Origin of the sequence: Rhizobium leguminosarum bv. viciae, assembly GCF_012276115.1 — a bacterium.
GTDB lineage: Bacteria > Pseudomonadota > Alphaproteobacteria > Rhizobiales > Rhizobiaceae > Rhizobium > Rhizobium leguminosarum_T.
Window position 1 is genome coordinate 50,036 of the sequence record NZ_WIEU01000015.1, and the last position, 20,278, is coordinate 70,313.

Here is a 20,278-nt window from a genome sequence, read left to right on the forward strand (position 1 = left end):
CGGCACCGCCTATCGAAACGCTGGCGCCGGAATTATTTACGCAAAAATATTCTTATGGAAATAATTATCGTGCTTGGATATCTGGTGATCGATCGAATCCACGCCGAGCCGCCAGAGGCAATTTGGAGACCGCAATGAGGAAGATGCGCCGTCAGAGTGCCAAGGTGATGACCGCGGCCAGTGGGCCTGTGGAAAGCACCGATACCAATGACGATGTTTCGGAACGCATCCGCGCCACGCTTGCCGCCGCCATCGGTGAAGGGGCGCTGAAGCCCGGCACCAAGATCCTGGAGGAAGCGATCGCCGAGCATTTCGGTGTCAGCCGAACGGTGGTGCGCGGGGCGCTCGGCGTGCTTGAAAGCGACCACCTGCTGGAGCGAAAGAGAAACCGCGGCACCTTCGTTGCCGAGCCGACCGTCGAGCAGGCCAAGAGCCTTTTCGAGGCGCGCCGGAAGATCGAGGGCCTGCTTCTGGAACTCGTCATCGCCCGCGTCACGCCGGAGCAGCTGGATGCGCTGCAGAAGCTGACCGACGAAGAAGAGCACATCCACCACCATGGCGACGAAAAGTCGAAGACGGTTCTGTCCGGCAAGTTCCACATCGTGCTTGCCGAAATCGCCGGCAACCCGGTGCTGACGGAAGTGCTCGCCAAGATCGTCGCCCGGCTTTCGCTGGTCATGTCTTTGTACGAAGAGGACCGCAAGGACGACTGCGGCGCGGACCACCATCGCATGATCGTTGCCGCCCTGAAGGAGAAAAACCTCGCCAAGGCGCAACAGCTGATGGACCACCATCTCGCCGACATCGAGGGTCGCGTGCGACTGACCGAAGGGCAGGGCGACCGGCACACATTCCTGGCCGTGCTGGAGAATTTTTCCTGATGGAGACCCGCGCGCATCGGATGACGGCTTCCATCGCGCGGGTGTGGGGCTTTCCTGCAGCCTGAGCTCGGTCGCGCTGTCAAATCATCTGACCGCCATGCTTGCGACCAGATCGCTGAACCTCTCCCCCTGAATGCCGACATGCGTCCGCAGCAGGCGGCGGGCTTCATCTCCGTCTCCGGCAAAGATCGCATCGACGATGGCGCAATGTTCTGAGAAGGAGGTCGACAGGCGGTTGCGCACGCGCAGCTGGAGGCGGCGATAAGGCCGCAGGCGTCGATGCAATTGCAGACATTGCTCCTCGAGGAATTCGCTTCGGCCGGCCGCGTAGATGGCCTTATGGAACTCCTCATTGTCGTAATAATAGGCATCGCTGTCACCGGCAGCGGCTGATTTCTCACAGCGGCTGTGGGTGGCCGTGATCGCTTCCCGGGAGGCCTCGTCCAGCCGTCGTGCGGCGAGCGACCCGGCCAGGCCCTCCAGCTCGGCCATCACCTCGAACATCTCATAGACGCGGTGCGGCCCCGGATCGATGACGATTGCGCCTCTGCGCGGTCGAATTTCGATGAGGCCGATCGCATCGAGCTGCATCAGCGCCTCGCGCACCGGCGTGCGGGAGACCCCGAAACGCGTCGCAAGCACCATTTCGTCGAGCCGCTCACCGGGGGAGAACTCGTTGGAAAGAATGGAATTTTCAATCTCATCGCGAAGCCATCGGCCGACATTCTCGGACATCCGTTTCAATTTCCTCATACACAAAGTCACTTCTTGTATACACGATCATTGACCTTGTGTACGAAGAGTGGCATTCTACATACTACCGGTGAAACCCGACGATGGGAAGCAGCCGTCAAAAACGGTCCGCACCCAGAAGAGAGGATAATGGCATGTCTGAGGCTTCCTTCTTCACCGACATGCTGCAGAGCATCACGGATCGCGGACGCCAGCTCCTGTTTTCCGGCTCCCGCGCCACGCAGGTCGCAGCCAAGGCCGATCTCCAGACACTCTGTGAAATGCTGCTGTCCAGCCGAGGTGAAGCCTCGGGCATGGCACTTGCGGCCGAGATACTCGATCGCTGGGGCTCGCTCGACAGCGAGGGCGCGCAGGCATTCCTCGATATGCTGCATGAAAAGTTCGGACCCGACACGACCAAGCTCGACCAGGCGATTGAAAATTACCGCACCGACAAAAGCTCTGCCGCGATCATCGCGCTCCACCAGGCAGCCGAGCCGCGGCGACAGGAGCTTCTGCGCCGATTGAATCACGCGCCGAACGGCACCGCCAAGCTTGTCCGGATGCGTGAGCATCTGCTTGCTTCCAAAGACCAATCCACAGGATATCACGCGCTTGACGCCGACTTCACGCATCTGTTCGGCTCCTGGTTCAATCGCGGCTTCCTGACGCTGCGACCCATCGACTGGTCGACGCCGGCCTACATCCTTGAAAAGATCATCAAATACGAGGCCGTGCACGAGATCGCCGGCTGGGAGGAATTGCGCAGTCGTTTGGCGCCGGCCGACCGTCGATGCTTTGCCTTCTTCCACCCCCGACTGGCCGACGATCCGCTCGTGTTCGTCGAGGTGGCGCTGACACGATCCGTGCCCAGCGCGATCGGAGATGTGCTGGTCGAGGGCAGGGAGCAGATCAATGCCGACGAGGCGACGACGGCTGTCTTCTATTCCATCTCCAACTGCCAGGATGGCCTGCGCGGCATCTCGTTCGGTAACTTCCTGATCAAGCAAGTCGTGGAAGACCTGCGCAGAGACCTGCCCGGCCTCAAGAATTTCGTCACGCTATCGCCCGTTCCGGGCTTTGCCCGTTGGCTTGCCAAGGCGCGCGCCTCGGCCGCCGACCGGTTGCTGCCGGAAGCGGCCCGCGAAACGCTGATGCTGCTCAACGATCCGAGCTGGCCTGACAACGAGAATACGGCGAGCGAAGTGGAGCGTGTGCTGCTGCCTCTTGCAGCGCGCTATTTCCTGGCCGAACGGACGCCGGAGGGCCGCCCCATCGATCCTGTCGCCCGCTTCCATCTCGGCAACGGCGCTCGACTCGAAAGACTGAATTTTCTCGGCGACCGCTCGGCCAAGGCGATGCAGCAGGCCCACGGCCTGATGGTCAACTATCTCTACAAGCTCGACGATATCGTGGCCAACCACGAGGCCTTAGCGCAGCGCGGCGAGGTGATTGCCTCGCCTGCCGTCAAGAGCTTGCTCAACCAGAACGACGAAAGCCGCCGCGGCGGCAATGGCCAGCAAGGCTCCCGGCCATTCGCACAGATAATGAACTCGACGCTTGGAGGAGGGCGAAAGTGAGCAACCATCTTTTCGACGCCATGCGGACGGCTGCGCCCGGTGACGCACCGTTCATCCGGATCGATAGCAAGCGTACATGGACCTATGATGACGCGCTCGCTCTTTCCGGCCGCGTTGCCGGCGCGATGGACACGCTCGGCATTCGCCCCGGCGATCGGGTGGCGGTGCAAGTCGAGAAAAGTGCCGAGGCACTGATCCTCTATCTCGCCTGTCTTCGAACCGGTGCGGTCTACCTGCCGCTCAACACCGCCTATACGCTGGCTGAGCTCGATTATTTTATCGGCGATGCGGAGCCGCGTTTGGTGGTTGTCGCGTCGGCTGCGAGAGGGGGCGTGGAGAAAATCGCCAAGCTTCACGGCGCGATCGTTGAAACGCTCGATGCCGACGGCAGCGGCTCGTTGCTGGATCTCGCACGCGATGAGCCGGCCGACTTTGTCGATGCCTCGCGTACCGCGGATGATCTGGCTGCGATCCTCTACACGTCGGGAACGACCGGACGCTCCAAGGGGGCGATGCTCACACATGGGAACCTGCTCTCGAACGCCCTGACCTTGCGAGACTATTGGCGCGTCACCGCCGACGATCGGCTGATCCATGCCTTGCCGATCTTCCACACGCATGGGCTGTTCGTCGCCACAAACGTCACACTGCTCGCCGGCGCCTCGATGTTCCTGCTCTCGAAGTTCGATCCGGAGGAGATCCTGTCGCTGATGCCGCAGGCAACGATGATGATGGGCGTGCCGACCTTCTATGTGCGCCTCCTGCAAAGCCCGCGCCTCGATAGAAAGGCGGTCGCCAACATCCGCCTCTTCATTTCCGGTTCCGCTCCCCTGCTGGCAGAAACCCATACCGAGTTCCAGGCCCGCACCGGTCACGCCATTCTCGAGCGCTACGGCATGACGGAAACCAATATGAATACGTCCAACCCCTATGAGGGGAAACGGATTGCCGGAACGGTAGGTTTCCCGCTGCCTGATGTGACGGTGCGCGTCACCGATCCCGCCACCGGGCTGGTGCTGCCGCCTGAAGAGACGGGCATGATCGAGATCAAGGGACCGAACGTCTTCAAGGGTTATTGGCGCATGCCGGAAAAGACGGCGGCCGAGTTCACGACAGATGGTTTCTTCATCAGCGGCGATCTCGGCAAGATCGACCGGGAAGGTTATGTCCACATCGTCGGTCGCGGCAAGGATCTGGTGATTTCGGGTGGATACAACATCTATCCGAAAGAGGTCGAGGGCGAGATCGACCAGATCGAGGGTGTGGTTGAGAGCGCTGTAATCGGTGTGCCGCATCCCGATTTCGGAGAAGGCGTAACGGCCGTCGTCGTGTGCAAGCCCGGCGCCGCCCTGGATGAGAAGACCATCGTCAGCGCCCTCCAGGACCGCCTTGCACGCTACAAACAACCCAAGCGCATCATCTTCGCCGACGACCTGCCGCGCAACACCATGGGTAAGGTTCAGAAAAACATCCTGCGGCAGCAATACGCCGATCTCTACACCAAGACGTAAAGGCGATTGCGCCCTCTGGGAGGAGGGTGCGTCGACATCCCGCATCAATCTTGAACACAACAACGACGGCGCTGGAGGCGTCGGAGGGAGGGGAATCATGGGTATTGAACTATTGGCCATAGGCCTGCTGGTCGCGATGTTCATCATTGCGACGATCCAGCCGATCAATATGGGTGCGCTCGCCTTTGCCGGCGCCTTCGTGCTCGGCTCGATGATCATCGGGATGAAAACCAGCGATATTTTTGCCGGCTTTCCGAGTGATCTATTCCTGACACTCGTCGCCGTCACCTATCTCTTCGCCATAGCGCAGATCAACGGCACGATCGACTGGCTCGTCGAATGTGCCGTCCGCCTGGTGCGCGGGCGGATCGGCTTGATTCCCTGGGTGATGTTCCTGGTCGCCGCCATCATTACCGGTTTCGGTGCGCTTGGGCCTGCCGCGGTCGCCATTCTCGCACCCGTCGCGTTGAGCTTTGCCGTGCAGTACCGCATCCACCCGGTCATGATGGGCCTGATGGTGATCCACGGCGCGCAGGCGGGCGGCTTTTCGCCGATCAGCATCTATGGCGGTATCACCAACCAGATCGTTGCGAAGGCCGGCCTGCCTTTCGCCCCGACCTCGCTGTTTCTCTCCAGCTTCTTCTTCAACCTGGCGATCGCGGTGCTGGTGTTCTTCGTTTTCGGCGGCGCAAAAGTGATGAAGCAAGATCCCGCGTCACTTGGCCCCTTGCCCGAACTCCATCCAGAGGGCGTATCGGAGTCGATCAGAGGTCACGGCGGCACGCCGGCAAAAGCGATCAGGGAGCATGCCTATGGTACGGCGGCGGATACCGCGACGACCTTGCGCCTGAACAATGAGAGAATTACCACCTTGATCGGCCTGACGGCGCTCGGCATCGGCGCCCTGGTCTTCAAGTTCAACGTCGGCCTCGTCGCCATGACCGTCGCCGTCGCGCTGGCGCTCTTGTCACCGAAGACCCAGAAGGCGGCAATCGACAAGGTCAGCTGGTCGACCGTGCTGCTGATATCAGGCATCATCACCTATGTCGGCGTCATGGAGAAGGCCGGGACTGTCGACTACGTGGCGAATGGCATATCCAGTCTCGGCATGCCGCTGCTGGTGGCGCTTCTGCTTTGCTTTACCGGTGCTATCGTCTCGGCTTTTGCATCCTCGACCGCGCTGCTCGGCGCGATCATCCCGCTTGCAGTCCCATTCCTCTTGCAAGGACATGTCAGCGCCATCGGTGTGGTCGCGGCGATCGCCATCTCGACGACGATTGTCGATACCAGCCCGTTTTCCACCAATGGCGCGCTTGTCGTCGCCAATGCGCCGGACGACTGGCGAGAGCAGGTGCTGCGACAGCTGCTGATCTACAGCGCGCTGATCGCGATCATCGGCCCGGTCGTCGCCTGGTTGGTGTTCGTCGTGCCCGGGCTGGTGTGACGGCGGGCCAGGAAACCATCGCTTTCCGCCGCAGGTCACGGCCCGCGGCGGCACGCTTGTTCGAAATGGCCCGCGATGCTAGAAAATCGCATGGACAACACCCTGATCAGCACTTTCGTGATGATGATGCCGCGCTCATAGCGTGGCGGGTTTCGTGCGTCCAGAATGCACCAGCGACCGCCCTCGAGGCGGTCTTTTCATGGGTCGATCCGTCTCGCGGGGCAAACAGCCTTCGAAAGGAAACACCGATGAACACGATCTACATCACCACCTCGATCCCCTATGTGAATGCCGCGCCGCATGTGGGCTTTGCCCTCGAACTCGTCCAGGCCGATGCCTATGCCCGCCATTTCCGGCTTCTCGGCCACGACATCAGGTTCCAGTGCGGAACCGATGACAACAGCCTGAAGAATGTCCGGTCGGCGGAAGCCGCGGGAGTGCAGGTCAAGGACTTCGTCAATGCGAACGCGGACAGGTTCGAGCACCTTGGCAGCCTGCTCGATATCTCCAACGAGGAATTCGTCCGCACCTCCCGCGATCCAAGGCATATCGCCTGCGTCCACGCCTTGTGGAAGGCAGGCGCTGAAAAGGGTGACCTTTATCGCAAGGCCTATGAGGGTCTCTATTGCGTCGGTTGCGAGCAGTTCTACGAGCCGTCGGAACTCGATGACGGGCGCTGCCCGGAACATGGCATTGCCCTTGAGACCATCCGTGAGGAGAACTGGTTCTTCCGTCTCTCCCGTTACGGCGACCGGCTCATCGAGTTGGTCGAGACCGGCGAGCTTCGGATCGTCCCGGCTCATCGGCGCAATGAAATCCTTGCCCTGCTGCGGCGCGGCCTAACCGACATCAGCGTGTCGCGCAGTGCGGAGCGGGCGCGAGGCTGGGGCGTTCCCATCCCCGATGGAGATGAGGTCGTCTACGTCTGGTTCGATGCTTTGGCGAACTACCTCACTGGTCTCAGCCTCGGGTCCGATGAACCCCTGTTGCAGCGCTACTGGAACGGCGGCCAACGCATCCATGTCGTCGGAAAGGGCATCTCCAAGTTCCACGCCATCTACTGGCCGGCCATCCTGCTGTCGGCAGGCCTGCCGCCACCATCCTCGATCCTCGTGCATGGTTACGTCACGGTGGACGGCAGGAAGATCGGCAAGTCGGCCGGCAACGGCATCGATCCGGAACGCATCATCCAATCCTATGGAACGCCGGACGCACTGCGCTATTACCTGCTCCGGCATATACGCTCGGGAGACGATGGCGATTTCTCCGCCGAGCGTCTCGAAGCCGCGTGGTCGGGCGAGCTCGCCGGGCAGCTCGGAAACCTCGCCAACCGGGTGCTTGCGCTTCTGTCCACGTCATTCGACGGAATCGTTCCGCCCGTGCCGGACAGCGCGTTCGTGGACGAGGCTGCCCGCCTTCCGGGGAAGGTGGCCCAGGCTTTCGATGCCTACGAGCTCCATGTCGGCCTCGCCGAAATTTTTGCGTTTATCGGCGAGGCGAACAGGCGGTTTACACAATGCGCGCCGTGGGCGGATGCAAAAGCCCTGCTTGCCGATCTCACGCCGGAAGATCGGAAGGCGACCGCAGCTCGTCTCGGCGCCTCCCTGGCCGAGCAGGTCTATGGCCTTGCGATCATTGCCCGCTGCCTCCTGCCGTTCCTGCCAAGTTCGGCCGCAACGCTGCATTCGAGGCTTGGAATACCGTCTCCTCGCCTCTATCGCGACCCCTTGATCGTGGGCGGGGTCAAAGCCGCTCCGCAAGCTGTCCTCTTTCCACAGAGAGCGGCAACGTGAAGGGAAGCAGCCGAGACCAGCGACCCTGCGCTGTAACCAAGGCAGCGCAGAATTCGAGCCTGGTTGGCGGCGGTAGGAGAGGGCAGTCTGCGCTGACAGCGGACATTCGCATGATCTGTAGGATCGACTAAACGTCTGTCTTCTGTCACATCGCAATAGCCAAAATCCCAGTGTAGGTCAAATGATGCAACAGCTGGTCGGCTCCGTGCGCGGCCCAGTAAGAACGGCTTGTCACGGCAGCCGGATGGCGGCGCGAGTGAACGGCCTTTAAGTGATCAACGGTGAAGTGAATTAGAAATTCGGCTAGCGCCAAGACCGCGACCGTCACGCCATCCAGCCCGAACAAAAACAATCCCGGAAGGGTGCCTGCTACGTGGATCGCTGCATGGATATAGCCGCCCGGATGGCGGATGTCGCCCTTGCCCTGCAGAATCCAGGCCGGCTGCAAGAGATAGTCGGCGGCGAAATGCTTGACTTGCAGCCAGGCGAGTAGGCCAATAAGGAAAGATGCACTTTCCATGATCCTTCCTCCCTCAAATCGGGGGCGATTTCCGGTCCAGGGTAAAGATCGGCACCGGTTGCGATTTGCCGCGCACCACCGTCTCTCCCAGCGAGCGGGCATCGAGCCGCCGGTCTGCTCGTTCCCACGTCTCGCCACTCAACACGATTTCAACGCCTTTGTCTTTGGCGACGCCGACCAGGCGGCTTGCGAGGTTTACGGCATCGCCAATCGCCGTGTAGCTCAGGCGTTCGGCCGAGCCGATATTGCCGACGAGTGCCGTCCCGCTGTTGATGCCGATCCTGACCCGCACTGCGTCATGCTGGGGCGCGAGCGGTGGGATGGCATGCATCGCGTCACGGATCGCGGCCGCGGCACGGCAGGCACGCGACGCGTGATCGGGCTCGTCGTTCGGGGCATTCCAGATCGCCATCACAGCGTCGCCGATGAATTTGTCGACCGTGCCGCCCTCGGCGTGGATCGCGGCGATGGAAAGCGTGAGGAAGCGGGTGAGATGCGGTTCGACACCGGCGCCGAGTTCCTCGGTCATCTCCGTAAAGCCCGGCAGGTCGGCGAAGAGAACCGTGATGTCGGTAAGCTTGCCGCCGGGCCTGGGCTCGATGCCGCCGTTGACAAGCGGCCTGACGACATCGAGCGGCATGAAGCGGGCGAAGGCCGATAACCCCGAAGACATCCGTTTCAGCGCGACGGAGAAGTCATTAAGTTCAACCAGCACGGTGGGCGTGTGGCTGACGGCATCGAGTTCGAAGCGTTCGACCGCATGCAGTTGTCGGGCAAGGCGGGCAAGCGGCCGGGCGAAAAGCAGGCGGGCGAAAATAATCGCGGTGACAGCGGCAAGCAGCGCGATGCCAGCAACGATGAAGAGCACGCGCTTGGTGTTCTGATCGATATCGCCGGCGAAGGTGGAGCGCGGAATCGCCGTCAGCAGCCGCCAGTCTTCAAATGGCAGCGCACTGGACGAGATGAAGACCGGCCCGAGAGCGTCACTCCGTTGCAGCGTGCGGAAGACGCTTTGAGGATGGGTTCGGCGCGCGGATGCGACGGCAGCAGAAAGCACGTCGGTTTTCGGAAAATCCGCGAGATGGGCGGCCATGACGCCGTCCGACGGTTCGGATGTAGCGAGGACCACATCGTCCTTCGCGAGCACATAGACTTTGCTCTCGGAAGGAATGTTGAGGCCCTGCAATGTCAGCGACAGCTGTCGCAGGCTGACCGCTACCATGACGACACCTTCGAGCCGCCCGAAGGCTTCGACCCGTTTGGAAAGAACGATCGAAGGCTCGAAACCGCTTGGCAATATGTCCACGACGGTCCATGCCGGACCGGTGCTGTCTTTGCCCTTGCGATACCAGGACGCGCCCTCCGTCACATAGGCGCTCTCGGTCTTGACGCGTTCTTCGAAGAATATATCGCCGGGGATCGGCTTGTATCGGTCACGGCGCAATGTTCGAGGTTTGCCGGGCGCGGCTTTGCCGATTTCAACCATCTCGATCCGGCCATCGGGGGCGGCATGCGAGCCGAAGAAGCGCCCATCGGTGAAACCGAACCCAATCCAGGCGATCGCCGGCTGCTCACGCAGCAGCGAGAGAAATAAGAACTCGCGCTTGACCTCGTCGTCGGGCTTGATGGCGCCCTGGAAGAAGACGGAGCGGATTATTTCCGCCGTGCTCGATACGAGTGCGAGTTGCGAGGCGAGTTCGTTGCGGACGGCCCCAGTGCTCTGCGCATCCAGGGCCGCCACGACTTTATCGACATTGGCACTCGCGGTGCGTTGCCAGATCAGATGTACCAGGACCGCGGTCGAGATGACGGCAAGCAGCAGCAGCATGGTGACTGCGCGGCCCATCTTCACGCGGGGAAGGAAATCAGCGCTCATGGCGGTCGGTGATGAGGCGGGCGCTCCGCTCATAGCGAAGATAGGCCAGGCCCCAATCCATGAAAACCACGAGCCGATTGCGGAAACCGACGAGGAACCAGAGATGGGCGAGGTTCCAGACCAGCCAGGCCGAAAACCCGGACAACCTGATCCGCCCGAAATCGGCGACCGCCGCCTTGCGGCCGATCGTGGCGAGATTGCCGAAATGCCGATAACGGAACGGCTCGACAGGATTGCCCGCGATGAGCGCCCGGATGGCATGCGCGGCATGCTCGCCCATCTGCTTGGCAGCTGGCGCTATGCCTGGCACGGGGCGGCCATCCTCGCTCTTCACCGCAGCGGTATCGCCGATGACGAAGATGTTGTCGTGGCCGGGGACATTCAGCCGTTCGTCGACCACCGTGCGGCCGGCGCGGTCGGCCGCGGCGCCGAGCCATTTGGCCGCTTTGGATGCCATGACACCTGCGGCCCAAAGCACGCATGCCGAGCCGATGTGGCGGCCGTCGGCGAGCATGACGCCTTCGCCATCGCAATGGGTGACGGCAGCCGTGGCCAACACTTCGACGCCCAGGCCTTCAAGCTGACGCTGCGCCTTTGCCGAAAGGCAGGCCGGCATGGTGGGCAGGATACGGTTGCCAGCTTCGACCAGGACGACGCGTGCCGAAGCGGCATTGATGTGACGGAAGTCGCGAACCACGACCTTGCGGGCAAGTTCGGCAATTGCACCGGCCATTTCGACGCCTGTCGGGCCGCCGCCGACCACAACGAAGGTCAGTAACGCCTCGCGCCGCTGATCATCCTCAGTGACTTCGGCGCGTTCGAAAGCGGAGAGAATCCGGGCACGGATCTCCGTCGCGTCGCCGATCGTCTTCAGGCCCGGCGCGCTTTCGGCCCACTCCTCATGGCCGAAATAGGCATGACGGGCGCCGGTCGCGACAACAAGATAGTCGTAGGGGATAGAGCGCTCGGCGGTGTGAACAACCTGCATGGATTTCTCGATCCGCTCCACCCTTTGCATCAATACCGTCACATTCTTCTGGCGCGACAGGATGCGGCGGATCGGCATCGCGACTTGAGCGGGGGATAGGCCTGCAGTCGCCACCTGGTAGAGCAGCGGCTGGAAGAGGTGATAATTGCGACGGTCGATAACGGTGATATCGACCGGGATGCTCTTGAGCGCTACGGCTGCGGCAAGCCCGCCGAAGCCGGCACCGAGAATGACCACGCGTGGGCGGCCATTCCCGGGCATTGGGCGGATCATGTTCGGCGCACCGCCCGTCATCGCGCCCTCGGCTTCGATCCGCATGGCTCAGCGCTCCCGCGAGAAAAAGCGGCCGGCGAGATGGTCGAGCGAAATGACGCCCGCGCCTCGCGCGAAAATCAGCAGCAGCGGAGCCGCCCAGGTCAGATGTTCGCCCCAATGGGTGGGATAGACGAAGATCTGGATGGTCGCCACGACCCCAAGCAGTATCAGTGCCGCGAGACGCGAGAAGAGGCCGAAGAAGATCAGGATTGCACCCGACAGTTCGGCGGCCGTGGCGAGCAGGGCCGCGACACCGGGATCGAGCACCGGCAGGCGGTATTCGAACGCGAAGAGCTGGACCGTGACGGGCCAGGAGGCGAGCTTGCTCTGCGACGATTGCCAGAACACGTTCGCAACGGCGAGCCGCGCGACGAACTGCACCGCCGAAAGCGGCACGGATGAGGCCAGCCGGAGTGCCTGCGAATAAAGGCCAGCGAAACCGCCCCGTTCGGGCATGGATGTCGGGGTCATCATGGTCATCGATCCATTCCTTGTCAGTTGATGTTTGCAGGTTGGTGGCGGACGCGCGTAACGAGTCCGTCGGCAAAGAGACCGCCGAGCGAGGCGACGAGGTCGAAATTCGGATCGCGCGCGGCGGCTTTCTTGACGGCATGTTCAAGTCCGCGGCCGTTCTTCAGCGCCTGCAGAAACGCGTAATGGGCGCCGTTGAGGCGGAGAAAGCGAACGCTGTCCTGGTTCCGCCACAGCGCGATCCGCTGCGGTTGCCTTCTGATGTCGCTAAGCTGATCCAGATCGCCGCTTGCCTGGTGCGCCGACCAGATGTCGAGCGCCGGCCAGCGGCAAAAGAGCAGTCGCAAAGACCGTTGGAGGATCAGGTCGGGCATGGTGCCTTCGCCACCCCGGGAGAGTTCCGCCATATTCGCAGGCTGCAGCGCCGGCGCATCGAGCGCCTCGGCGATCAACCATTCAAGCCGCGCCGTATCGGCGATGAAGGGCATAGGCTTGAGGTCTTCGAGGCGGCCGAGGAAATCGGCGAAGTCGCTGCCATAGCGTACCAGCCGCGCTTCGGACGGCGGGCTCACGCGAATGAAGCTTGCGGCAATATGGCGGAAATACCGCTCTCCAATCAGGCTGACGGCAACAGGGAAGACCGACACGAGCGTGGCACTCAGCGATGCGAATGTGTTGTTGCGGTAGATGTTGAAGCGGCGCATGGGATCGAAGCGGCCGCCCGTATCGAATGAGGGGCCGAGATCCGGCCCTCCACGGCTAAGGATAGAATCCGCGACGGCGTGCTGCAGTTCGAGTTCAGACAGCATAACGCGCCCTCCGTGTGACGGAGTTGCTCGCGAAAACCGACGGTGTGATCGTCGTCAAGGCCGAGATCGCAGGCATGGCGCCGCGTGCGAGATTGCTCGTGGAGGGCAGCTCGATGCCGTGGAACCGGCGGTCCGGCTGCTGGGCGATCTGTGGCGCACCACGCTTCTCGAAACCGATCGAGGCGGCCATCATGTCGGCCCACATTGCTTCGCCGAGCAGCACATCGAGCGCGGGAACTTCGGTGTCCCATTCGATCAGCGTCGGGCGTGGGCCGATCTTGCGCAGCACATGCGCATAGAGCGACCAGACGGCCGGCGGCACGCGCGAGCCATGATCGTCGATCAGCACGATGTCGCCCTCGACCTCGTTGACCGCATGGCCGGCGAGATGGATTTCGCCGATGGCATCGGCGGGCAGGTCGTCGATGAAGGCCCTGGCGTCGAAATCGAGATTGCAGGCCGAGACATAGACATTGTTGACGTCGAGCAGGAGGCCGCAGCCAGTGCGCTTGACGAGCTCGGCGAGGAATTGCGCCTCGGTCATGGTGGAATTGGCGAAGGCGATATAGGCCGACAGGTTCTCGATGAAGACGCGGCGCTGCAGCCTGTCCTGCAACTGACCGACATTGACCGCAACGATATCGAGCGTATCTTCGTCGTAGCGGAGCGGCAGGAGATCGTTGAGATAGGCGCCGTCGGCAACGCTCCAGGCGAGATGTTCCGAGACCAATGCTGGCTGAAACCGGATGCACACGCTCCGCAACCGGTCCAGATGGTCCCGATCAAGGCCCGAAGCGCTGCCGAGCGAGAGACCGACGCCATGCACCGACAGCGGATAGGTCTCGCGCAAATTTTCCAAAGCATCGACGGCGGCGGAATCGCCCATGTAGTTTTCAGCATGGACCTCCAGCCATCCCGCCGAAGGCCGGCGGGAGATCATATCGGAAATATGCGGGGAGCGCAGACCAATGCCCGCGGCATCCGGTACTGGAAGATTGGGAAATATCTTGGACATTGGTCACTCCTTCATATGGGTTGAATGAAGCTTGGGAGGCCTCAGGCCTTGGGTTCGATCGCGCCGCCGGAAATCTTGGCGCAGGTGCCGGCCGGCACGTAGACCCAGGCATCACCCTGGTTGTCGGCCGTCGAGGTGCCGGCGCAGGAATGGGTGGCCGTCTGGCAATCGTTGAGGCCGGCCTTGACGACGCCGTAGCACTTCTCGAACGAGAATTCGGGTTGTGCAGCCGGGCCGGCAAAGGCGCTGGAGGCAGCCATGGAGGTGATGGCAGCAAGGGCGGAACCGATGAGGATGCAGGTCGAGTTCATGGAAATGTCTCCTGGTTGAGGTTGGATCAAACCGGTTTCCGGCTTGACTGGAATTACTTTCCCGCATTGCCGGTGATGTTTGAAATGCTGTTGCGGCATGGTTTTCATAGACTGGCGCTATGCGCGGCAGCGGCTGGCGAGAAGGCAAAAAATACCCCCCGGGGCGACCGGGGGGAGGAAGTGGCATGCAGCGAGGGAGGGCGCGGGACGGAACCGGCGACGCGGAAGGAACTCCTTGGAAAATCAGAGATATCGTTCGCGAATGTCGACTGTCGATCGCTTGCCGATGTCCTGGTAGTTGGCCAGCAGCCACATGTCGGCGCATTCCCGGCCGCGGTCGCGCAGATCGACCAACGCCCCCCAATCGGCATTGAGCTTGCTCGACACGGAGAGGCTCTTCATCGTCTCGTCATCGGAGATGCCGTGCACGAAGATGCGCTTGAGATTGCCGGTACTTTCCGGAGATGCATCGATCAAATCGGTGACGAAAGCCACCGCCCGCATTTCCCGCAGCAGCGACGAATTGAAACTGATCTCGTTGATGCGATTGAGTATCTCGGAGGCGGTGTGTGGCACCTCGGCACGCTCGATCGGATTGATATGGACGACCAGCACATCCGGCGTGTCGCAGCCATAGATCAGCGGAAAGATCGCCGGATTGCCCATATAGCCGCCATCCCAGTAGGACTCGCCGTCGATCTCGACCGCCTGAAACAGGAAAGGCAGACAGGCCGAAGCCATGATGGCATCGATCGACAGTTCGTCATTGCCGAACACCTTGACCTTGCCGGTCCGGACATTGGTGGCGCAGATGCTGAGCTTCACCGGGCAGCGCGCCATCCGGATCGCATCCATGTCGACCGATTGCTCCAAGATCTGCCGGAGCGGATTGAAATTGAAAGGGTTGAACTGGTAGGGCGACATCAGCCGCGTCACCATGTCGAACATCATGAAGGCCGGCGAGAATTCCAGCGCCCGAGATCCGGTCACCCTGTCGAAGATCGTCGGCTGCAGAGGCCCGGACGCCGACGCATGGCTGACGCGCCGCCAGAAATTGGCGAGCGCGGTCTGCGCCCCGCTCCGCCCGCCTTCGGCCAGGCCATAGGCCAATACCGCGGCATTCATTGCGCCGGCGCTGGTTGCGACGACACCTTCCAACGACAGATTCGGCTCGTCGAGCAGCCGATCGAGCACACCCCAGGTGAAGGCGCCATGCGCGCCTCCGCCCTGGAGCGCCAGATTGAGCGTCCGCGGCTCTCGCTCAGAGGAGGCGACAACCGCGCTATCGGCGATTATTTTCTTCACACCTGCGTGTTTGTTCATGGTCCTCACTCCCGATTTGTTCGTGTTGAGATCAATGCGCCGTCCACCCACCGTCGACCGGAATGGCCGTGCCGGTGATGGAGCTCGCCAGGTCGCAGCAGAGAAAGACGCTGAGGGCGCCCATTTCCTCGACGGTTGCGAAACGCTTGGTCGGCTGGTTCTTGAGAAAAACGTCGCGGATCACTGCGTCACGTGCGATGTTATGCGACTTCGCCTGCGCGTCGATCTGCTTCTCGACAAGCGGCGTCCAGACATAGCCGGGGCAGATTGCATTCGACGTCACGCCGAACTCGGCACCCTCAAGTGCAATCGACTTGGTGAACCCCACCATGCCGTGCTTTGCTGCGACATAGGCCGACTTGAAGGGCGAGGCGACAAGGCCGTGAGCTGAGGCGACATTGATGATGCGGCCATAACCGCGCTCGCGCATGCCGTCGAAAGTGGCCTGGACAAGATGAAAGGCGGCCGACAAGTTGATCGCAATGATCGCATCCCACTTCTCGGGCGGAAATTCGCCTATGGGAGAAACATGCTGGATGCCGGCATTGTTGACGATGATATCGACCTGGCCGAACCGTGCCTGTGCGCGCTCCACCATCATCAGGATAGCGTCGCGCTTCGACATATCGGCGCTGTCATAGGCGACATCGACATCGTTGCCTTCGGCCATCTCGGCTCGCAACGTTTCAATCTCGGCCGGATCGCCGAAACCATTGAGCATGATCGAGGCGCCCGCCCTTGCCAGCGCATGGGCAATGCCAAGGCCGATGCCGCTGGTCGAGCCCGTCACGATCGCCGTACGACCTTCGAGCATCTTCCGGCCAGCCAGGGATTCGGTTTCGGTAGCAAGTAGATTGAGCATCGCATTCTCCATTTTTAGGCGCTACGACGTGTAGCTTCCCGTTCAAAATGGCGCGGTCGCAGTTATAAGAGAAATGCCGCTCACTAATGGAATTGATAATTCAGGGGCATTGGCGGAAGATAGCGTGCGGGACCAGAATAGATACATGGGCATACATTTGAATTGTTGGGGGCGGATATGGATATCCATCACATCCGGTATTTTCTGGCTGTTTGCGAAACGCGCAATTTCACGCGCGCCGCGCAAAACTGTAACGTCACCCAGCCCGCGCTGAGCCGCGCCGTTCAGCAGCTCGAGGACGAGGTGGGCGGGCTGCTTTTCCGTCGCGAACGGAACCTCACCCACATCACCGATCTCGGCAATCTCTTGCGTCCGCGTTTCCAGCAAGTGCAGGACGAACTCCTGGGCGTCAAAACCGAAGCATCGAAATTTCTCTGCCTCAACGATGCGCATCTCAAGGTCGGCATCATGTGCACGATCGGGCCGCGGCGTTTTACCGGCCTGCTCACCGATTTCAACATGCGCCACAAGGGTATCCAGCTCCAGCTCGTCGAGGGCATTCCGGCCAAGTTGTCGGGATTGCTGGAGCAGGGCGAACTCGATATCGCGATCATGTCGAGCGCCGACAATTTTCCGGAGCGCTTCGATGTGACGCCGCTGTTTCGGGAACGGTTCATGCTGGCCTTTCCGGCGGGGCACCGGCTCAGTCAATACGATGCCATTCCGATCGCCGCGATTGATGGCGAGATCTATCTTCGCCGTGTCAATTGCGAGTACTGGGACTACCTGACAGATCTCTGCGACGCCCAGGGCGTGAGCACGATCGTCTCCTATTCGAGCGAACGGGAGGATTGGATTCAGAATCTTGTCGCCGGAGGGCTCGGTATCTGTTTCATTCCGGAATACAGCGCGGTCGTGCCTGGCCTGCAAGTCCGGCCCGTCGCCGAACCGGAGGTGACCCGCGAAGTCTGCCTTGTAACCGTAACTGGCCGCCGCTTCTCCCCCGCCGTCTCGACTTTCGTCAGCGCGGTCAAATCTTACGGTTGGGCCACGCTGCCAGGCCGCTCGCACTGAAAGCATAACGAATGCAATGATTTGTGCTCCGTGTTCTGGCGATGCGGAGGCGTCCGTACGTCCTGCGTTTCACGATAGCTTCAGGCTATGGAATTGAGAATAAGGCGGCATTTCTCATTCGCCATCGAACTCTCCATGCTCCTTGTCATGCCCGGCGCGAACGCTTCATCCGGGCTCAACAAGGAGAACTCTGATGAAATTCGACCTCAATGCCAAGCGCATGACACTCGCCACCGTCCTCACCCTCGCATCCTTCACCGCCATCCCGACCGGCTATGCCTATGCCGGCGAATGCCCGGCCGATCAGGTCGCCGAAAACGGCATGCAGCCCGGCGAAATGATGCCGAAGAACGTGATCGACGAGGTCATTTCCTCGATTGATCTCGCCTCCAAGGGCGATGCCTGGAAGAACAGTGCCCTACGCATGCGCAAGCTCGTCGTGCAGCCCGGCGGCGTCGTGCCGTGGCATTCGCATGAGGCTCGCCCGGCCAACATCCTGATCGTTTCGGGCTCGATCACCGAATACCGCAGCACTTGCAAAGTGCCGATCGAGCACAAGGCCGGCGACGTGACTGCCGAATTCGGCATGCTGTCGCATTGGTGGAAGAACAATGGCAGCGAGCCGGCTGTCCTCTACTCCGCCGACATCCTGACCTCGGAAGCGCAAAAGCACGAATCCATGTGAGCTGCTCCCAGGCTCGCTGAAAGGCGTCTCCGGTCCCGCCAGATCGGAGATGCCGCACCACTTCATTCAACCGTTGGAGCGATCGCCATGACCGGCATCGAGCATGTCCTCAATCCGCCGAGAACGACCCTCGGCGCTACCGCCGCCGATGGCCGGCGCTTTGCCGTCATCGCGCTGATTTCCTTCCTGACGCTGGTCGACCTCTTCGCGGCTCAGGCGATCCTGCCCGCGCTTGTCGAGAAATTCCAGGTCAGCCGCGCCGCCATGGGCTTTGCCGTCAATGCCAGTACTTTCGGCATGGCCGTCGCCGGCCTTGGCATTGCCTTCTTCGGTCGCAGGATCGATCGCCGCAGCGGTATCTGGATCAGCCTTGCGCTGCTTTCCCTTCCCACGACAGCTCTCGCCTTTACCCACGATCTGAAAGTTTTTGCCGCCCTCCGGATCGTCCAGGGCCTCTGCATGTCGGCAGCCTTCACGCTGACCATTGCCTATCTGTCGGAACACTTCTCGCCAACCCAGGCGACAGGCGCGTTGGCGGCCTATGTCACCGGCAATGTCGCGAGCAACTTCTTTGGTCGCATCCTGTCCGCAATGGTGGCCGGGTTCGGTGGGCTCGAAATCAATTTCCTCACCTTCGCGGCCCTCAACATCGCGGGAGCGCTGCTTGTCTGGCTCACCCTCAAAAAGACGTCGGCCATGATGCAAACCAGCGATGACGGATCATTCAACATGCGCGGCTGGACTTATCATTTCGCCGATGGTGAGCTGCGCCGCGTCTTCGCGATCGGCTTCCTCATCCTTTTCGTCTTCATCGGAACCTTCACCTATGTGAATTTCCAACTCGTGGCTCTCGGCCTGTCGCCGATGACGCTCGGCCTCGTTTATCTGGTATTCTTGCCGTCGATGCTGACCACGCCGATGGCAGGCAAGCTTGCGGTCCGGATAGGGGCAAAACTCGGGATCATTTCGACGCTTGGGCTCGCCATTGCCGGCCTCGCGGCACTTTTAAGCCTCAGTTTACCTCTGGTGTTGGCCGGACTGGCGCTTGTGGCAATAGGGACATTTCTCGCCCAAGCGATCGCTACCGGATTGGTTGGCCGACGCGCAGTCACGGACAAGGCAGGCGCCAGCGGAATTTACCTCGCCTCCTATTACACCGGGGGTCTCGCAGGCAGCCTCGTACTCGGCCAGATCTATGATCAGGTGAGCTGGCCGGCCTGTGTCGGCGTGCTCGTCACAGCGCTGCTTGCAGCCATCGTGATCGCCCTTCCCATCGGCTCAATGCCCGGTCCATCCCGGCGATGATCCAGGGTCATTGAAATGGAGATCGAACGGCATTCTCTATGTTCTCATCCATCGGACGAAGGACGGTTCGGTGCCACATATTCTGGTCGCACCCGAATCCATGCGAAAAGATCATCGCACGCTGGCCATCGCCCGGACTTGAACATGATTTCGATCGATGACGGTCATCTCGCCCTCTTCCCTGCTCAGCCCGTCACTTTCCGGAGCTTGAAGAAGAACCGCCGCGGGTCGTCGTGCACGCACATCATCCCGGCAATCCCGTCATCGTCAATCCTGTGGAAGTAGTCCACGATCGGCTGTTTGTCGTAGATCATCGCGGCCGTTTCGATGCCGTCGAGAGCCTGAAGCTTCAATGAAGCTGTCGTGCCTCTCGCTCGAAGCATCTTCTGCAGGTATGAGAACCAGTGGCGGGCGACGAACGTCCGGCCAAAGGGCGCCATCTTGATCGCCAGCCGAACAGGGAAGAAACTTGGCTCGATCGGAACAAGCCGGCCCGGTCTCCATGTGAAGAGCAGGGCGTCCGCCCGCATGTCGGAATGGAAGCGCTTGCCAAACCAGTTGAGATTCTCGAGCACGCCGTCCAGTGGATGACCCGACGGAATGCCGACGCCGCTCCAAAGGCCGACCATGTCCTTTGGCTGGACGGGCTCCAGCGACCGGAACCAGGCAGCCATCTCCTCCTGCTGGTCGCCTGGCATGGTTTCTCCTTCAGGGACGGTCATTGTAGAAAAATGAAAAGAAGGTTTGGAAGTTCCCGTTCATGCGGCGGAACGCCTGGTGAGG

At 61.2% G+C, this 20,278-nt stretch carries 19 protein-coding genes and 1 pseudogene; 8 read left to right on the forward strand and 12 right to left on the reverse strand.

Translation table 11 applies throughout. The features are described from left to right. The first annotated feature begins 134 nt into the window (after positions 1 to 134). Complete coding sequence (locus GFM02_RS23530; protein ID WP_168322956.1) at positions 135 to 881, forward strand: GntR family transcriptional regulator; 747 nt, start codon at positions 135 to 137, stop codon at positions 879 to 881. Between the two features lie 84 nt (positions 882 to 965). Here the strand turns inward: GFM02_RS23530 and GFM02_RS23535 are convergent, their stop codons facing one another. Further along, positions 966 to 1,616 (reverse strand): GntR family transcriptional regulator, encoded by a 651-nt coding sequence (locus tag GFM02_RS23535; protein WP_168322957.1) that lies wholly within the window; start codon positions 1,614 to 1,616, stop codon positions 966 to 968. Positions 1,617 to 1,768: 152 nt separating this feature from the next. Between GFM02_RS23535 and GFM02_RS23540 the strand changes: the two genes are divergently transcribed. The 4 genes from GFM02_RS23540 (at position 1,769) to GFM02_RS23555 (ending at position 7,941) form a co-directional block, all read left to right on the forward strand. Next, entirely contained in the window at positions 1,769 to 3,193 is a 1,425-nt protein-coding gene (locus GFM02_RS23540; RefSeq protein WP_168322958.1) for a malonyl-CoA decarboxylase, read from the forward strand. Continuing rightward, positions 3,190 to 4,704 carry an AMP-binding protein gene (locus GFM02_RS23545; RefSeq protein ID WP_168322959.1) on the forward strand — a complete coding sequence of 505 codons (1,515 nt, stop codon included), beginning with the start codon at positions 3,190 to 3,192 and terminating at the stop codon, positions 4,702 to 4,704. The genes GFM02_RS23540 and GFM02_RS23545 overlap by 4 nt, the downstream gene beginning before the upstream one ends. 97 nt (positions 4,705 to 4,801) lie before the next feature. Continuing rightward, on the forward strand, positions 4,802 to 6,148 hold the full coding sequence (locus GFM02_RS23550) for an SLC13 family permease (RefSeq protein WP_168322960.1): 1,347 nt from the start codon (positions 4,802 to 4,804) through the stop codon (positions 6,146 to 6,148). Positions 6,149 to 6,396: 248 nt separating this feature from the next. Further along, the gene (locus GFM02_RS23555; RefSeq protein ID WP_168322961.1) at positions 6,397 to 7,941 is read left to right on the forward strand and encodes a methionine--tRNA ligase; all 1,545 of its coding nucleotides are present in this window, start codon (positions 6,397 to 6,399) and stop codon (positions 7,939 to 7,941) included. 145 nt (positions 7,942 to 8,086) lie between these two features. Here GFM02_RS23555 and GFM02_RS23560 read toward each other — a convergent pair whose 3' ends face one another. The 9 genes from GFM02_RS23560 to GFM02_RS23600 all read right to left on the reverse strand — a co-directional run bounded on the left by GFM02_RS23560 (position 8,087) and on the right by GFM02_RS23600 (position 16,431). After that, positions 8,087 to 8,461 carry a DUF3307 domain-containing protein gene (locus GFM02_RS23560; protein ID WP_168322962.1) on the reverse strand — a complete coding sequence of 125 codons (375 nt, stop codon included), beginning with the start codon at positions 8,459 to 8,461 and terminating at the stop codon, positions 8,087 to 8,089. A gap of 13 nt (positions 8,462 to 8,474) precedes the next feature. Continuing rightward, positions 8,475 to 10,337 (reverse strand): adenylate/guanylate cyclase domain-containing protein, encoded by a 1,863-nt coding sequence (locus GFM02_RS23565; RefSeq protein ID WP_168305969.1) that lies wholly within the window; start codon positions 10,335 to 10,337, stop codon positions 8,475 to 8,477. After that, entirely contained in the window at positions 10,327 to 11,643 is a 1,317-nt protein-coding gene (locus GFM02_RS23570) for an NAD(P)/FAD-dependent oxidoreductase (RefSeq protein WP_168322963.1), read from the reverse strand. Before GFM02_RS23570 ends, GFM02_RS23565 begins: the two co-directional genes overlap by 11 nt. A 3-nt stretch (positions 11,644 to 11,646) precedes the next feature. After that, the gene (locus GFM02_RS23575; RefSeq protein WP_168271442.1) at positions 11,647 to 12,120 is read right to left on the reverse strand and encodes a DoxX family protein; all 474 of its coding nucleotides are present in this window, start codon (positions 12,118 to 12,120) and stop codon (positions 11,647 to 11,649) included. Positions 12,121 to 12,134: 14 nt separating this feature from the next. Further along, positions 12,135 to 12,920 (reverse strand): HvfC/BufC family peptide modification chaperone, encoded by a 786-nt coding sequence (locus GFM02_RS23580; RefSeq protein ID WP_168322964.1) that lies wholly within the window; start codon positions 12,918 to 12,920, stop codon positions 12,135 to 12,137. Continuing rightward, entirely contained in the window at positions 12,910 to 13,935 is a 1,026-nt protein-coding gene (gene bufB / locus GFM02_RS23585; RefSeq protein WP_168322965.1) for an MNIO family bufferin maturase, read from the reverse strand. Before bufB ends, GFM02_RS23580 begins: the two co-directional genes overlap by 11 nt. A gap of 41 nt (positions 13,936 to 13,976) precedes the next feature. Then, positions 13,977 to 14,246: a BufA1 family periplasmic bufferin-type metallophore gene (locus GFM02_RS23590; RefSeq protein WP_163875367.1), complete on the reverse strand. Its 270-nt coding sequence runs from the start codon at positions 14,244 to 14,246 to the stop codon at positions 13,977 to 13,979. A gap of 243 nt (positions 14,247 to 14,489) precedes the next feature. After that, on the reverse strand, positions 14,490 to 15,569 hold the full coding sequence (locus GFM02_RS23595; protein ID WP_163875371.1) for a patatin-like phospholipase family protein: 1,080 nt from the start codon (positions 15,567 to 15,569) through the stop codon (positions 14,490 to 14,492). A 31-nt stretch (positions 15,570 to 15,600) separates the two neighbouring features. After that, a complete protein-coding gene (locus tag GFM02_RS23600; protein WP_168322966.1) occupies positions 15,601 to 16,431 on the reverse strand; it encodes a 3-hydroxybutyrate dehydrogenase in 831 nt (276 codons plus the stop codon). A gap of 177 nt (positions 16,432 to 16,608) precedes the next feature. Between GFM02_RS23600 and GFM02_RS23605 the strand changes: the two genes are divergently transcribed. The 3 genes from GFM02_RS23605 to GFM02_RS23615 all read left to right on the forward strand — a co-directional run bounded on the left by GFM02_RS23605 (position 16,609) and on the right by GFM02_RS23615 (position 19,495). Beyond that, positions 16,609 to 17,505 (forward strand): LysR family transcriptional regulator, encoded by an 897-nt coding sequence (locus tag GFM02_RS23605; RefSeq protein WP_020048750.1) that lies wholly within the window; start codon positions 16,609 to 16,611, stop codon positions 17,503 to 17,505. Positions 17,506 to 17,698: 193 nt separating this feature from the next. Further along, a complete protein-coding gene (locus GFM02_RS23610; protein WP_168322967.1) occupies positions 17,699 to 18,190 on the forward strand; it encodes a cupin domain-containing protein in 492 nt (163 codons plus the stop codon). A gap of 87 nt (positions 18,191 to 18,277) precedes the next feature. Then, the gene (locus GFM02_RS23615) at positions 18,278 to 19,495 is read left to right on the forward strand and encodes an MFS transporter (protein ID WP_168322968.1); all 1,218 of its coding nucleotides are present in this window, start codon (positions 18,278 to 18,280) and stop codon (positions 19,493 to 19,495) included. Between the two features lie 73 nt (positions 19,496 to 19,568). Here the strand turns inward: GFM02_RS23615 and GFM02_RS35225 are convergent. Together GFM02_RS35225 and GFM02_RS23625 are read right to left on the reverse strand one after the other, a co-directional pair. After that, positions 19,569 to 19,663: pseudogene (locus GFM02_RS35225) on the reverse strand (alpha/beta fold hydrolase); the annotation flags it as partial. Between the two features lie 17 nt (positions 19,664 to 19,680). Continuing rightward, on the reverse strand, positions 19,681 to 20,217 hold the full coding sequence (locus tag GFM02_RS23625; protein WP_168322969.1) for a GXWXG domain-containing protein: 537 nt from the start codon (positions 20,215 to 20,217) through the stop codon (positions 19,681 to 19,683). Between the last annotated feature and the right edge of the window lie 61 nt (positions 20,218 to 20,278).